The following is a 15,815-nucleotide window of genomic DNA, read 5'->3' on the forward strand; positions in this document are numbered from 1 at the left end:
TTAGGTCTTTAGTAATTGTCAGAACATTAAAATTTGTGCAAAAACACTTACCTGTTTTACAAATAAACCCACTCTTTTTCATCTGATTAGCGATATGATAGTTCTCAATGTGAGTTTATGCTTTAAATTTTACAGGTACTAACAAATTTTAGGGGGTCTATACGTTGTCACGAAAAAAAATCTATTTAAACGCTTCACTCGCCACATGTATCGCCTTGTCACCTGCACTGATTCAAGCTGGAACAACCTCTGTTTCAGCTGAAGCTTCCGTTAAACCGAAACTGGTTCTAGAGAAGAAACAGAAAAAAGTTCGGGTCGTCGTTGAGCTCGTCGGGGATCCTGCCATTGCCGAAGCCGCTCAAAAAGGAAAGAAATTTAATGAATTGTCGAAATCAGAGCAAAATAAGGCACAACAATCTGTTCAATCAGAACAAAAACGTGCCAAGTCCGCCTTGAAGAAACAAGGCGTAACGGCTACACCGATTGAAGAATTCACGACCGTCTTTAATGGCTTCTCTACATTCTTGTCTACAAGTGAAATCGCCAAAGTCGAAGCATTACCTGAAGTGGCGACCGTTCACATTGTCAACGAGTATGAGCGCCCAGAAGTCAAACCGGATATGATCACGAGTAATGGCATGGTTCAAGCCGAACAAACGTGGGGAGATTACGGGTTTGCCGGAGAAGGTACTGTCGTCGCCGTCATCGATTCTGGAATCGACCCTGAGCACCGGGATTATAAGATCACAGACGCCAAAACGGCAGAGTTGACTCAATCTGAAGTCAATCAAGCCATCACATCGTTCGGTCTCCCAGGCGAATACGTCAACGAGAAAGTTCCATACGCATATAACTACTACGATGAGAACAATGACATCAAAGATGATTCACCTGGCGCTTCCATGCACGGACAGCACGTTTCCGGTACAGTTGCCGCAAACGGTGACTTAGAAAACGGTGGGATCAAAGGTGTCGCACCGGAAGCACAAATTTTGGGATTGAAAGTATTCAGTAACGACCCGAACTATGCGTCTACATATGGAGATATCTACATCAAAGCAATTGATGATGCCATTAAACTCGGTGCTGACGTCATCAACATGAGCCTCGGATCAACAGCCGGTTTCGTCGATGCCGATTCTCCAGAGCAACAAGCCGTTCAACGTGCTGTCGACAACGGCATCTTTATGTCGATTTCTGCTGGGAACTCCGCATACTTCGGTCACGGATTTGACTTGCCGACTGCTTCAAACCCAGATACGGGCGTCGTTGGGGCACCGAGTGTCAGTCAAGCGTCTACATCGGTCGCCTCTCTTGAGAACGATCAAATTCAATTGGATGCATTCCGAGTCGGTGATGAGAAGATTGGATGGAAGAAACAAGACGGCCCTGCCTTCAAAGAAGGAACATACGACATCGTATATGTCGGAGACGGACAACCGGAGAATTATGAAGGAAAGGACGTAAAAGGAAAACTCGTCCTTGCTGTTCGCGACGGCGGTTACTTCTACTCGCAGATCCAAAAAACAGCTGAAGCGCAAGGCGCAGCAGGTGTCATCGTACGTGGTGCGGTCGGGCACGGCGATTATGTCTCGATGGCTCTCGATCAACCTCAAATTCCGATGGCTTCACTCAGCATCCAGGACGGGAATGAACTGAAAGACAAGTTAGCAGACGGTCCGCTTCAAGTGACGTTTGCCGGTGACCGCATCAGTGTCAATAACCGTTCAGCCGGTGCGATGTCTGATTTCACATCGTGGGGCGTCACACCGAACCTTGACTTCAAGCCAGAGCTTTCTGCTCCAGGTGGCCAAATTTTCTCTACGTTCAACGATAACCAATATGGGTTGATGAGCGGAACATCGATGGCAGCACCACACGTTGCCGGAGGGGCGGCCCTCGTCCTTGAGCGTGTGGACCGTGACTTCAAATTGAGTGGAAAAGCACGTGTCACGATGGCGAAAAACTTGTTACTCAACACGTCGAAGCCTGTCACAGATATCGGACCGTATAACCAAGAATTGAAACAATCACTCCCATACTCACCACGTCGGGCCGGAGCAGGTCTCATGCAATTGCATGCAGCCGTCACCTCTCCTGCTGTCGCATATGAGAAGTCGACAAAAGAAGCAAAAGTCGCTTTAAAAGAGTTGTCGAAGAGCAAAGCATCGTTCACGATCGTCGTCGAGAACACGTCGACTGAATCGTTAACTTATGATGTAGCCGCATCGTTGCAAACGGATCTCGCTGTCAAAAACAAAGACGGAATCGTTCAAAATGCGATGGAAGCGCAAGCACTTCAACAAGCGATCATTAAAATTAACGGATCAAACACAAGTAAAGTCACGTTGAAAGCAAAACAGAAGAAGGAAATTAACGTTTCAATCGATGTCTCGAAAGCAAAAGTGTTGAATCCTGAAACATTGGAAGGCACTGTATCCGCTAAATCTGTCTTTGAGAACGGCTATTTCGTCGACGGATTCCTTCGTTTGACTGATCCGCGCGGTACAGATGGTCATCCATCTCTCGTCGTTCCAATCGTCGGATTTGAAGGGGATTGGGGCAAAGCGCCGATCTTTGACGAGACAATCTATGGAGAAGGCGCATTCTATGGCGTCTCTGGATTGGTGGATGCAGAAGGAAACTACTTAGGTGAAAAACTAGATGAATCTGTGGCTAGCGAAGCGGTTGCCATTTCACCGGATGGAGACGGGTCGAAAGATACGGCTACTCCAGTCTTCTCGCTATTACGCAATGCGAAAGACATCAAATATCGCGTCGTAGATGAGAAAGGGAACGTCCTTCGCACCCTCAAGATGGAAGACGAATTGAGAAAGAACTACTTCGATGGTGGAAGTGGTGATTATTACTATTACGCAGCGGATAACGCTTGGGACGGAAAATTGAATGGGAAGATGGCGCCAAAAGGCACATATTACTATGAAATCGAAGCAAGCATCGATTACATGAAGAAACAAGCTCAAACGATGCGCATCCCTGTCAAAGTAGATTACACAGACCCACGCTTCACGCTTCGTTGGGACGACAACGTAGCAAGCGTCAAAGCGTCGGATGACTTTGCTGGAATCAACGGTATCGAATTCCTCATCAACGGGAAAGTCGTGGCAAAAGAAGCGAAAGCTTCAGCGAACTTCACACTTGAACAGCCGCTCGAGACTACAGATCAGCTTTCAGTTCGTGTGTCAGACAATGCCGGGAACGTGATCACTCGAAATGTTTCAACAGAAAATGATGCGGCCAAACCTGGTATCTTTGTCGATGCACCACTCGCCTTGTCTCCTTACGGTACATCCATCGTTCCATTGATCGGTCAAATCAAGGATGCCTCTGAAATCGCATCGTTCACGGTAGACGGGGTCGACGTACCACTCAAATATGACGTGTCAGCGAAACAATATACGTTCAATACGACACGCACATATAAGGATGGTTTCCACAAAGTCCGCTTTGTCGCAGAAGACACTGCTGGGAACGTGACGAACTTCGTCCGCCCAATCTTTGTCGACTCAACGAAAGCAACATTGTCGGTGACAAACGTACCGAAGAACGTATCGGCTAAACAGAAGTCTGTAAACGTGAAAGTTCAAGTAAAGGATAACTTCGACGAAATCAAGCTTCGGGTCAACGGGGACTTGAAATGGAACTATACGTTGAAAGAACCATACGCGATGCGTGCATTCTCACGCACGGGAACAATCACACTTCCAGTGACAGCGAAAGGAAAGAATACCTTCACGTTCGAAGTGACCGACCTTGCCGGGAACGTCACGAAAAAAGTAATTACAATTAACAAAAAATAAGCGATACAAAAAACGGATGACCTCAATCAGGTCATCCGTTTTTCATGTCATTTGTTGAGTTCAAGCGCGAAAGAAATCGCAGATAATGCATAAAGCGGCGCCGTTTCAGACCGAAGAATGCGTGGTCCAAATGCACATGCAGTCGCTCCAGCCTGAGTCCATTGATTGATTTCATTCATATCGAATCCACCTTCAGGTCCCGTGATGACGAGAAAGCGTTGTTTCGGTTTCAGTTGAGTCAACAGTTGTGCGAAAGCAGACTGTTCCCCTTCTTTTGCCGACTCTTCATACGCGATGATGACGGCATCATAGCCCTCCATTTTCTGATGAAGCTCTTTCGGAGAGATGTAGGAACACGTCGGTACTACGGCACGATAGGATTGTTCAGCCGCTTCTTGCATAATCTTTTGAATCCGCTCCACTTTTTTCGGAGCTTTTTTCCCATCCCATTTGGCGACAGAGCGCGCTGATTCGAACAACAACAGATGGTGAACGCCAAGCTCCGTCGCTTTTTGGGCGACGAGCTCGACTTTGTCCCCTTTCGGGAGTGCATACGCCAAAGTCACCTCGATTGGCAACTCAGTCGTCGCCTGTCGCGATGACGTGACTTTCGCTTCCCCGCTCTTCTTCTCAAGCGATGTCACGACACAGGCATACTCAACACCTGTACCATCCAACAGGACCATCTCATATCCAGGACCTTGTCGTAAGACTGTACCGATGTGGTGGACCACGTCTGAAGGAAGGATCACCGCTTCGCCTTTAAAGGCTTCTTTTGTCAAAAAATAACGTTGCATAACTTACCCCTTCTTGGCGATAATCGCGACCCAGTCTTCCATCACGCGCGTCTCTTCAATCTCAAATCCAGCAGCGACCAAAGCATTCGTCACTTCAGCCCGCTTCTCTCCGATAATTCCAGAGGTGATGAAGCGCCCACCTGACTTCGTACGTGCATAGGCGTCTTCGATGAAAAGGAGAATGACGTCAGCAAGAATGTTCGCTACGACTAAATCGTACTCGCCTTCCACACCTTTCAGAAGATCACCTGTGTCCACTTGAACGAGTTCGCCCACTCCGTTCGTCTCAACGTTTTGACGAGCAGCTTCGACTGCGACCGAGTCTAAGTCTAGTGCCTTTACCTTCGTTGCACCAAGTTTTGCTGCTGCAATCGACAATACACCCGATCCTGTACCGACATCAATGACACGGTCACCTTCCTGGATGTAGTTCTCAATCGCTTGAATGCAGAGCATTGTCGTCGGATGCGTTCCTGTGCCAAACGCCATACCCGGGTCAAGCAAAATCACATTCTCTTCCGGCTGCGGGGTGTACTCTTCCCATAAAGGAACGATGGTTAGTTGTTGCGAAATCTTTACCGGCTTATAATACTGCTTCCAAGAGTGTGCCCAGTCCTCTTCATCGATTTCAGCGACCGTGACGTCTCCAGATCCGATGTCGAGCATCGTGCGAAGTCGTTCGATTTCTTTTTTAAGATTCGAAAGTAAATCTTGAAAATCACCTGAGGCCGGGACATACGCTTTGACGTGTACGCCAGAAGTTGGATACGTTTCACGATCCGAAACGTCCCAAATTTCTCCGAAATGGTCCTCCGCCATCATTCTGTCGAAATCTTCCACGTCCTCGATGACGACACCTTGTGCCCCCACTTCGTGTAGTAAATTGGATACTGCTTCTACCGCAAGTTGTGTCGTGTGGACACAAATTTCAGACCATTTCATCGTTCGTACACACTCCTTTTAGTGACTAAAGAACTTTTTCATTTTTTGGAACATGCCATGTTCCTCTTCGACACCGGACTCTCCGCTAATTTCTTCAAATTCACGCAGTAACTCTTTTTGACGGTCTGTCATGTTTTTCGGCGTCATCACGATGACACTGACATACTGGTCACCATTTGCACCACCACGAACACTCGGCATTCCTTTACCGCGTAAACGGAATTTCGAACCGGTTTGTGTCCCTGCAGGTACTTTCAAGCTCACATTCCCGTGAACTGTTGGTACTTCGATTTCCGCACCGAGAGCAGCCTGGGCGAATGTAATTGGCATATCCATTGCGATGTGTTGGTCGACACGTTCAAAAATCTCATGTGCTCTGACACGAACGACGACGTATAAGTCTCCTGCTGGACCACCGTTCACGCCTGGACCACCTTTACCAGAGAGACGAATCTGTTGACCGTTATCGATACCGGCTGGGATTTTGACCTCGACGGTTTGTTTCTTCTTCACATGACCTGAGCCATGGCACGTCGGACATTTTTCTTTAATCGTCTTACCACTTCCGTGACACTGGCTACATGGACGCTGATTGACCATACGACCGAGAATCGTGTTCTGTTCGACCGTTTCGACGCCGCTACCGCCACATCGATTACACGTTTCCGGTTTCGTGCCCGGTTTTGCTCCACTTCCCATACACGTGTCACATTCTACTTCGATTTCGAGTTCAATCGTCTCTGTTTTACCTGTGACACTTTCCATAAAGTCGAGATCGACGACGTACTGGTAGTCTTCACCGCGACGTGGTGCATTCGGATCTTGACGGCGCCCACCACCTCCAAAAAACATGTCAAAGATATCTCCGAAGCCGCCTTGGAAGTCACCGCCTCCTCCGAACTGATTGGCCCCTTCGAAACCGAATCGGTCATACTGGGCCCGTTTCTGTTCGTCTGAGAGTACTTCATACGCTTCACCAATCTCTTTGAACTTGTCGGCAGCATCTGCTTCTTGGTTGATGTCCGGGTGATATTGACGGGCTAATTTTCGATATGCCCGCTTGATGTCTTGTGCTGAGGCCGACTTGTCGAGCCCGAGCACTTCATAATAATCTCGTTTCGCCACTATTCTCGCTCCTATCCTCACTAACTACGTATCGATTTTACCGATTCTACCTTAACATGGAAAGAGCCAAAGCAGAAACCTGCTTTGGCGCTCTCCTTTACAACGGCTGTTTATTTACGGTCGTCGAGATCCTCAAACTCTGCGTCCACGACATTATCGTCCTGTTTCGCTTCCGCCTGTGGTTCTGCGCCTTCAGCACCTTGCTGTTCAGCCATTTTAGCATATACTTTTTGCGTCAACTCTTGAACGACAGCTGACAATTCGTCTTTGGCTGTACGGATCGCCTCAAGGTCTGAACCTTCGAGAGCAGTTTTCGCTTTTTCTTTCGCAGCTTCTGCTTTTTCTTTGTCCGCCTCTTCTACTTGCTCACCAAGATCTTTGATCGCCTTGTCTGTCGCGAAGACGAGTTGGTCTGTTTCGTTGCGAAGTTCTGCTTCTTCTTTACGTTTGTTATCTGCTTCTGCGTTCGCTTCGGCTTCTTTCACCATACGCTCGATTTCAGCTTCATCGATACCTGAAGATGATTGGATTGTGATCGATTGTTCTTTGTTCGTACCGAGGTCTTTCGCCGATACGTGAACGATTCCGTTTGCATCGATATCGAATTTAACTTCGATTTGTGGCACACCACGTGGTGCTGGTGGAATATCCGTCAATTGGAAGCGACCAAGTGTCTTGTTGTCTGGTGCCATCGGACGTTCCCCTTGAAGAACGTGGATGTCAACAGCAGGCTGGTTATCGGCTGCAGTCGAGAACACTTGTGATTTCGATGTTGGGATTGTCGTGTTGCGATCGATGAGTTTCGTCATCACGCCACCCATTGTCTCGATTCCAAGTGAGAGTGGAGTCACATCGAGAAGAACGACGTCTTTCACGTCTCCAGCAAGAACTCCACCTTGAATTGCTGCACCAAGTGCAACGACTTCATCCGGGTTTACCCCTTTGAACGGCTCTTTCTTCGTGAAGTCGTGGATTGCTTTTTGAACAGCAGGGATACGTGTCGAACCACCAACGAGAATGATCTTGTCGAGGTCAGATGGTGTGAGTCCTGCGTCTTTCAAGGCACGGCGCGTCGGTTCCATTGTGCGTTCGACAAGGTCAGCCGTCAATTCTTCAAATTTCGCACGTGTGAGTGTCATCTCCAAGTGGAGTGGCCCTGCTTCACCTGCTGTGATGAACGGAAGGCTGATATGTGCACTTGTCACACCTGAAAGGTCTTTCTTCGCTTTTTCAGCAGCATCTTTCAAACGTTGAAGTGCCATCTTGTCTTTGCCGAGGTCGATGCCGTTCTCTTTTTTGAATTCTGCAACGAGGTAGTCGATGACTTTTTGGTCGAAGTCATCTCCACCGAGACGGTTGTCACCAGCTGTAGCGACAACTTCGAATACACCGTCACCAAGCTCAAGGATGGAAACGTCAAACGTACCACCACCGAGGTCATAGATCAAAATCGTGTGGTCTTCGCCTTTATCAAGACCGTAAGCGAGTGCCGCAGCTGTTGGCTCGTTGATGATTCGCTTGACATCAAGACCAGCAATCTTACCAGCATCTTTTGTCGCTTGACGCTCCGCGTCGTTGAAGTATGCAGGAACTGTGATGACGGCTTCCGTGACTGTTTCACCGAGGTAGTCTTCAGCATCTTTTTTCAACTTTTGCAAAATGATTGCCGAGATTTCTTGTGGTGTGAATTTCTTGCCGTCTACGTCGACTGTATGTGACGTTCCCATGTGACGTTTAATTGATTGGATCGTATTCGGGTTCGTGATGGCCTGACGTTTCGCGACCTCACCTACTTGACGCTCTTCTCCTTTGAATGCAACAACCGAAGGAGTCGTACGGTTACCTTCTGCGTTCGAGATGACGACTGCTTCGCCACCTTCCATTACTGCCACACATGAGTTTGTTGTCCCTAAGTCAATACCGATAATTTTACCCATCGTTTATTCCTCCGTCTCGTTAAGTAGTATTATTCTGCAACTTTTACCATGCTCGGGCGAATGACTCGACCGTGCATCGTATATCCTTTTTGAAGCTCCATCGTCACGATACCTGACTCGAACTCATCGCTCGGTTCTTGCATGACTGCTTGATGGAAATTCGGGTCGAACGGCTGTCCGACTGCTTCAATCACTTCGACTTGCTCAGCATTTAATACGTCAAGCAGTTGACGATGAATCATATCGACTCCTGATTGAATCTGCTTCGCATCCTCCGAAGTTGCGTTTACTTGAAGTGCACGCTCAAAGTTGTCAATAAGCGGAATCAATTTTTCAATGACAGACTGTGAAGCAAACTTGACGCGTTTGGCGTTCTCTTCGTTCGTCCGACGACGGAAGTTGTCAAAGTCGGCACGAATCCGAAGCTCGCTCGCTTTCAATGCTTCGATTTCTTTTTGTAAGTCCGTCCCCTCAGAACTTTCTTCCACAATCTCAGCATTTAAAACCTCATCTTCATTTGATTCAGTCGACTCATTCTCTTCTGTTTGTGTCGAGTCTACAGATTTTTCTTCAAGCACGTCATCTTGTTCATGCCCGTTTTGGTGATCTGCTGTCATAGTAAAACTCCTTTCCGTCACTCATCTAGTTTCGTTCGTCGCAACGCTTCGATAATTTGTCCCATCATTTGGACACCATGACGGTAATTCATACGCGTTGGACCAATCATAGCGATTGTACCGAATGTTTTTCCGTCTAGTGTATAATCCGAGGTGATGACACTACAATTTTGAAGGGCGACAATTCCGTTCTCGCTCCCAATGCTCACATAAATCTCGCGATTTGGCAACGATTCGAGCCAGTGTGTCAATCGTTCTTGCTCATCAATCCATTCTAGGAATGGACGTAACGTGTCGAGCGTCTGAAACTCGGGTTGGTTGAAGATTTTCTTCTTGCCACCCAAATAGAGTGAGGATGGCGTCTGTATTCCGACCGTTGATTGAATCAGTTGCATCATGTTCTCGTACTGCTGTCGCTGAGCAAGTTGCAATTTGGCAACTTCTTCGCCGATACGGATTTTCAATTGTCCGATTGGCGTTCCGACAAGGCGGTCGTTCAGTAGTCGAATCGTTTCCTCGATGACGTCTGGAGCGACACGCGATTCAAACATGACAGTACGATGCTCGACATGACCTTGATCCGTGACGATGAGAACAACACCACGCCGCTCGTCTAATGGCATAAAGTCCACACGGGCCAACGTTTCCATTTGGCTATTTGGACCGAGGGCGACCGTCGTATAATTGGTCAAATCAGAAAGGAGATCTGCAGCTTGTCGAATCAGGATTTCAGACTCTTTTGAAGATTGTTTTAACCGTTCTTCTAGTCGACCGGTCTCCCGTTCGTCGATAATTTGTTTCTCGACGAGATGGTCCACATAATATCGATAGCCGACCTCTGACGGGATACGACCTGCAGAAGTATGCGGTTTTTCAATCAGCCCCATGTCTTCCAAATCGGCCATATCATTCCGAATCGTTGCTGAACTAAACGTCAAATCGTCCCGTTTCGACAACGTCCGCGAACCGACCGGCTGAGCCGTCTGGATGTAATCATCAATGATGGCTCGAAGAATGAGCAATTGTCGATTTGTCAGCACAACATCACTCCTCTCTGAAAAAGTTACCCCGCTTTATTAGCACTCATATTTAACGAGTGCTAATCACACTTCAAATATTATCACGTTCTCACTATTTGTCAATTCATACACTCGGATTTTTTCACCTTTTTTCAAGTTGGCAAACCTATGAAATGAAAATAAAAACTCATTTCGTTATGATAGAACGTGAGGTGATTACATGTTTACAACAAAACAATTTAATGTATTTAAACAAGAAGGACTCGACGAGCGAATGTCTGGCATCCGTTCGGATATTCAACCGCTCTTCCATCGGATTTATGACGAAGTCGGGCCAGGGCTTGAGGCTGATGTCGGTATCCCTCTTTATTTACATGTGGCGAAGCACGCTCGTCGGACAGTGAACCCACCTAAAGATACGTGGATGGCGATCTGTCACGACAAACGCGGGTACAAAAAACATCCACACTTACAAGTTGGGCTCTTCGACGATCGTGTCTTCATTTGGCTTGCGTTCATCTATGAGATGCCGAACAAAGACGCCATCGCGAAACACCTGCAACAAATCGATTTGAAATCAACATTCTCTGATTTCCATATCGCGGGCGACCATATGAAAAAAGAAGCGTTTCTTGTTGAGGATACGTCAAACGAAGACATTCAATCACTACTTGAACGATTCGGCACTGTTAAAAAGGCTGATTTCTTGATTGGTCGTCAACTTCCTGCCGATGCATCGATTCTTCAAAACGAAGACGCGTTCCTTGCATTAGTCGAAGACACGTTCGGTCGCCTTACACCGCTCTATCGAGATCTCGTCTTATAATAAAAAAATGGACAAATCCTCACGAAGGACTTGTCCATTTTTTTATGAATCAGCATGTTCAAGTTTTGCTTCTCCAATAAAGGCTGCAAATGCTTCATTGGCGAGTGGCAAACCGGATGCCGTTAGACGGATATGTGTACCCGTTCGTTCAATCAGTGACTTCTTCACTAACTCTTCGATGACGTGACCGAACACATCATCGAGCGACACTCCATACTTCTGTTCAAACGTCTGAAGCGAGACCCCGGAACGCATACGCAGGCCGAGGAAGAGCTCTTCTTCCATTTTTTCCACTTCTTCCAGCTCGGTCACCCGTTTCACAGGGATGCCTTCTGCTTTAATATAGTGAGGAATCGGAGCGATATTGGCGCGACGTGTCCCGTTTAAATAACTATGCGCACCGGCTCCGAATCCATAGTACTCTTCATTGCGCCAGTACACTTGATTGTGACGGCTCTCCCGACCAGGCAAGCCATAGTTGGAGATTTCATATTGTTGGAGACCATGGCGTTCAAGCGTCTCCATCACTTTCAAGTACATTTCGACTTCGACATCTTCTCCCGGTAAACGGAGCTTCCCTTTTCGATCTTGAATCGCAAAGACGGTATGCGGTTCGAGAATCAACGAATAAGAGGATACATGTTGAATCGGTAATTTAAGCGCTAGTTCTAAATCACGGTCAATTTGTTCAAGTGTTTGTTCCGGAAGACCAAACATCAGGTCAATCGAGATATTGTCAAAGCGTTTTGCCGCTTCACTTACCGTCTCGAACACATCATCCGCTCGATGCGTACGGCCGATGCGCTCCAGTCCACCATCATCAAACGTCTGGACACCGAAACTGAGCCGGTTGACGCCACCTGCTTTCATCGTATCAAGCTTTTCCGCACTCACAAAGTTCGGGTTCGCTTCGACAGAATATTCGAGGTCATCTGACGCGAGTGGCAGAAGGTGTTGGCGGACCATATCCATCAGGCGCGCCATCTGCTCCTCATTGAGCGCGGTCGGTGTCCCGCCTCCGATAAAGATGGTATCAATCCGCTCTGTCGGAAACGCCTCGAGCGTCAATACCATCTCTCGTTCTAATGCATCTAAATAATCATCAACAGGCTGATTTTTTAAAAACACCTTGTTGAAATCACAGTAATAACAAATATGTTCACAAAATGGAATGTGAAGATATACGGCTTTAGCCAATTTCGGCCACCCCTTTCTTCTCATTCCATTTATAACGCTTTTCGTCTGTTCTTTCCAGCCTGCGCCATCAATCAAATCGATGAATGAATAAACCACTCTTCAATTTCGGCTCGAACCAGGTTGATTTTGGAGGCATCTGGCCACCATCATCCGCCACGCGCATCAGTTGTGACATCGTTGTCTCATGGCACGTGAAAAGCAATCGATTTGGTACTTTAGTCAGCTTCTCTAATTCCGAGGCCGTCTTGTTCCCACCGACAAAATCGACTCTCGCGTCTGTACGAATATCCTCGACGTTGAAGTACGGCGTGAGTATATCTCGTTGTAAGATGGCAACGTCTAGCGCCTTGTCCTCTTGCCGTTTCGTCAACTGATAATATTTCCCTCGATAGGCGACTCCAAAGACGCCATGTTCTTTCGGCAGGACAAGACCATCCTCCTCATTGATCATGTATGAAAACGAGAGTCCGTCTAACATATTCTCTACCTCTTCTGGACTAATCGCTGTCAGCACGCGATGATACGGCAAAATCGTCAATTCGTCACTCGGGAAGAGGACACCTAAGAAGTGTGTACGTTCATTCTTTTGAGAACGATCCCCACCCATCCCGGAAACGACCGCTGCCGCTTTCGCACGATGATGTCCATCCGCAATGTAGATCGACGGGATGGTTGCGCCAATCATCATGACACGAGCGAGTTCACGGTTTGGAATCATGAATCCTTCATGCATGACGCCTCGTTCATCCGTGAACGAGAACAACGGGTCTCCGTCTGTCGCTTTATGTAAGATTTGCTTCAAGTTTGCATGTGGAGGATGACTGAGTAGAATAGGACCGGTGTGCGCTCGCGTCGCCCGGACATGCTCGACACGTTCCCGCTCCTTCGCCTCCCGTGTATATTCGTGAATCTTGATTCGACCGGCTTCATAATCCGCGACTGAAAAGGTGGCGACTAAACCGGTTTGCTGACGTTGTCCCGATGTCAATCGATAGACGTAAAATCCATTCGGACGTTCCGTCAACTCCTTCTCATAGAGACGTTCTAGCTCATGACGCGCCAAATCCCCCCACTTCTCAAGCGAAAGGTCGGATTGAAGTGCTTCCGGCTTATCAACTGCTAAAAAAGAATCAGGATTTTCTGAAATGACGGCTTGCGCCTCTTCAATCGATACGACATCGTACGGGTCTGCGGCGACACGTTCCGGATGCGCAGGCATATAAGGGCTGAACGGTTTAAATACGACCATAAGATCCTCCTTAAAATTCCCGGACGCGGATGACGCCCTGTATTTCATACAGCGCATGAATCGATAACGGTTCATGCTCACTGTTGTCTAAATCAATTAACGTATACGCCATCTCCCCGCGGCTACGATTGACCATGTTATCGATATTCAATCCATGTGAGGCAAGTTCTCCCGTGATTTGACCGACCATGTTCGGGACGTTTCGATGCAAGATTCCAAGACGGCGTTTACCGGTGTAAGGAAGCTCGACGTTCGGAAAATTAGCAGACGAACGAATATTCCCTGTCTCGAGATACAACTTCAGCGTCTCCACTGCTTGAATGGCACAATTAACTTCCGATTCTTTAGTCGATGCACCGAGGTGAGGCAGTGCCATGACTTGCGGATGACCAATCAACGTGTGACGGGGGAAGTCGGTCACATACAGTCCCACATGATGATGCAACGCCTTCAATAAGTCATCATCTTTCACGAGCTCTCCTCGCGCAAAGTTCAAAACAGTCATCCCCGGTTTCATCCGTTCGAACCAACTCTGGTCAATGCTGAATCGAGTCTCCTCAGTCAAAGGCATATGAATCGACAATAAGTCAACATTTCCCAGTACCTCACTTAAATGTTTGGCACGCGTGACGTGTTTCGAAATATTCCAGGCGGCATCAACCGAGAGATGGGGATCGTATCCGATAACATCGACCCCAAGCTGGAGAAGATCGTTGGCTAGCGACGCACCGATGGCTCCTAGACCGATAATCCCTACTTTTTTGCCTCGCAACTCCGCTCCGAGGAATTGTCGTTTTTGCACTTCCATCGCTTCTTCTAATTGCGATTGCGATGCGATAGTCTGTTCATTCACCCAATTGAGTCCTTTCACAATGGGTCGTACCGAGAGGATCATGCTCGCAAGGACGAGTTCTTTCACCGCATTCGCATTCGCACCAGGTGTATGAAACGCGACGATTCCTCGTTTCGCAAGTTGATCGAGCGGAAGGTTGTTGACACCGGCCCCTGCTCTAGCGATGGCGAGAAGATAGGGAGGGATATCCTCTTCGTGGACTTGATGACTTCTCAGTACCCAAGCATCGGCTTGATCCGATGCATTGATGACGTACTCGCTTGGCTCAAATCGTTTCAGACCAGCGGCAGCGATTTGATTAAATGTTTTGATGTGATACATGGATTTCCTCCTCGAATGCTCTCATGACGTCGACGAGGCGTTCTGCCCCTTCTAGCGGCATCGCGTTATACAGACTTGCACGTAAGCCCCCTACCGAACGATGACCACCGAGTTCGAGCAATCCACGTTCTAAAGCGTATCGTTCAAATCGCCGATCCATCTCTTGATCTCCCGTTGTAAATGGGATGTTCGTCAATGAACGACATTCCCCCGAAACAATTGGAGAAAAGCAGGTCGACTCTTCAAGATAGGAATAGACCCTGTCACTTTTCTGATGATTCAATCGTTCCATTGCTTCGACGCCTCCGCGGTCTTCCACCCACTTCAATACACGCTCTGCTACATACATGCTGAAGGTCGATGGTGTATTGAATAACGTATCGACATGTGACCCATACTGAAGATAACTCGGCAACTCAAGCGACTGAATCAAATCCCGACGGATGATGACGACCGTCAGTCCTGCAGGTCCGATATTCTTTTGGGCTCCGGCATAAATCACCCCGAAGCGCTCCACATCGATTTGCTCGGCTAGAATGTTCGAGGAAGCATCTGCAATCAGCGGGACATCGATTTCAGGGAGATGTGTAAATCGAGTCCCTTCAATCGTGTTGTTCAGTGTCACATGGAGATAGTCCACCTCTTGGACAAGGCTCGATTCAAACGACATCTTTCCCGTCGCATCTACCAATGGGTGAATGACATCGACCTCTCCAAAGTGTTTCGCATCTTCCATCGCTTTTTTAGACCAGATGCCCGTATCCACATAAGCGAATCGATTCCGCTTCCGTAAATTCATCGGAATCATTGAAAATTGTAACGTCGCACCGCCTTGTAGCCAAAGCACAGCGTAATTCTCAGGGATATGCATGAGTCTTCTCAATCTCAATTCAAGAGAGTCGACCACACGTTCGAAAGACGCTGAGCGATGACTCGTTTCGATAATCGAAACGCCTTCATACTCAAACGTCAAAAGATGTTGTTGAATCTCTTGCATCACTTCTGTCGGTAGCATGCCAGGACCCGCAGAGTATGTATACGTCGACACGGTGTTTCCTCCTCTATAGTCTGTCTAAGGGTTTACTCTTCCTTATATGAAAGGGCATTTCCT

At 47.7% G+C, this 15,815-nt stretch carries 12 protein-coding genes; 2 read left to right on the forward strand and 10 right to left on the reverse strand.

Annotated elements, in window-relative coordinates:
- Nucleotides 1-164: 164 nt before the first annotated feature.
- Nucleotides 165-3,821 (forward strand): S8 family serine peptidase, encoded by a 3,657-nt coding sequence (locus OKS35_RS05770; protein ID WP_264092643.1) that lies wholly within the window; start codon nucleotides 165-167, stop codon nucleotides 3,819-3,821.
- Nucleotides 3,822-3,868: 47 nt separating this feature from the next.
- On the opposite strand, the gene OKS35_RS05775 is transcribed toward OKS35_RS05770, so the two are convergent.
- From OKS35_RS05775 to hrcA, 6 genes are all read right to left on the reverse strand, one after another.
- On the reverse strand, nucleotides 3,869-4,618 hold the full coding sequence (locus tag OKS35_RS05775) for a 16S rRNA (uracil(1498)-N(3))-methyltransferase (RefSeq protein WP_214781514.1): 750 nt from the start codon (nucleotides 4,616-4,618) through the stop codon (nucleotides 3,869-3,871).
- A gap of 3 nt (nucleotides 4,619-4,621) precedes the next feature.
- Nucleotides 4,622-5,560, reverse strand: coding sequence for a 50S ribosomal protein L11 methyltransferase (gene prmA / locus OKS35_RS05780; protein ID WP_078147163.1), 939 nt, complete (start codon nucleotides 5,558-5,560; stop codon nucleotides 4,622-4,624).
- Between the two features lie 18 nt (nucleotides 5,561-5,578).
- A complete protein-coding gene (gene dnaJ, locus OKS35_RS05785; protein ID WP_012726665.1) occupies nucleotides 5,579-6,685 on the reverse strand; it encodes a molecular chaperone DnaJ in 1,107 nt (368 codons plus the stop codon).
- Between the two features lie 110 nt (nucleotides 6,686-6,795).
- On the reverse strand, nucleotides 6,796-8,622 hold the full coding sequence (gene dnaK, locus OKS35_RS05790; protein ID WP_159562505.1) for a molecular chaperone DnaK: 1,827 nt from the start codon (nucleotides 8,620-8,622) through the stop codon (nucleotides 6,796-6,798).
- 29 nt (nucleotides 8,623-8,651) lie between these two features.
- A complete protein-coding gene (gene grpE / locus OKS35_RS05795) occupies nucleotides 8,652-9,239 on the reverse strand; it encodes a nucleotide exchange factor GrpE (protein ID WP_074036578.1) in 588 nt (195 codons plus the stop codon).
- A gap of 17 nt (nucleotides 9,240-9,256) precedes the next feature.
- Complete coding sequence (gene hrcA, locus OKS35_RS05800) at nucleotides 9,257-10,279, reverse strand: heat-inducible transcriptional repressor HrcA (RefSeq protein WP_159562506.1); 1,023 nt, start codon at nucleotides 10,277-10,279, stop codon at nucleotides 9,257-9,259.
- Nucleotides 10,280-10,478: 199 nt separating this feature from the next.
- Here hrcA and OKS35_RS05805 point away from each other — a divergent pair, with 199 nt between their 5' ends.
- Nucleotides 10,479-11,084, forward strand: coding sequence for a DUF1054 domain-containing protein (locus OKS35_RS05805; RefSeq protein ID WP_214781518.1), 606 nt, complete (start codon nucleotides 10,479-10,481; stop codon nucleotides 11,082-11,084).
- 42 nt (nucleotides 11,085-11,126) lie between these two features.
- On the opposite strand, the gene hemW is transcribed toward OKS35_RS05805, so the two are convergent.
- The 4 genes from hemW to serC all read right to left on the reverse strand — a co-directional run bounded on the left by hemW (nucleotide 11,127) and on the right by serC (nucleotide 15,752).
- The gene (gene hemW, locus OKS35_RS05810; RefSeq protein ID WP_214781520.1) at nucleotides 11,127-12,281 is read right to left on the reverse strand and encodes a radical SAM family heme chaperone HemW; all 1,155 of its coding nucleotides are present in this window, start codon (nucleotides 12,279-12,281) and stop codon (nucleotides 11,127-11,129) included.
- 67 nt (nucleotides 12,282-12,348) lie between these two features.
- Nucleotides 12,349-13,530, reverse strand: a complete 1,182-nt coding sequence (locus OKS35_RS05815; RefSeq protein ID WP_214781522.1) for a DUF1015 domain-containing protein — start codon at nucleotides 13,528-13,530, stop codon at nucleotides 12,349-12,351.
- A gap of 10 nt (nucleotides 13,531-13,540) precedes the next feature.
- Complete coding sequence (locus OKS35_RS05820; RefSeq protein ID WP_074036573.1) at nucleotides 13,541-14,704, reverse strand: phosphoglycerate dehydrogenase; 1,164 nt, start codon at nucleotides 14,702-14,704, stop codon at nucleotides 13,541-13,543.
- On the reverse strand, nucleotides 14,682-15,752 hold the full coding sequence (gene serC, locus OKS35_RS05825; RefSeq protein WP_264092644.1) for a 3-phosphoserine/phosphohydroxythreonine transaminase: 1,071 nt from the start codon (nucleotides 15,750-15,752) through the stop codon (nucleotides 14,682-14,684). Before serC ends, OKS35_RS05820 begins: the two co-directional genes overlap by 23 nt.
- Between the last annotated feature and the right edge of the window lie 63 nt (nucleotides 15,753-15,815).

The sequence above is a fragment of the Exiguobacterium sp. N5 genome, from assembly GCF_025842465.1.
GTDB classification, from domain to species: domain Bacteria; phylum Bacillota; class Bacilli; order Exiguobacteriales; family Exiguobacteriaceae; genus Exiguobacterium; species Exiguobacterium profundum.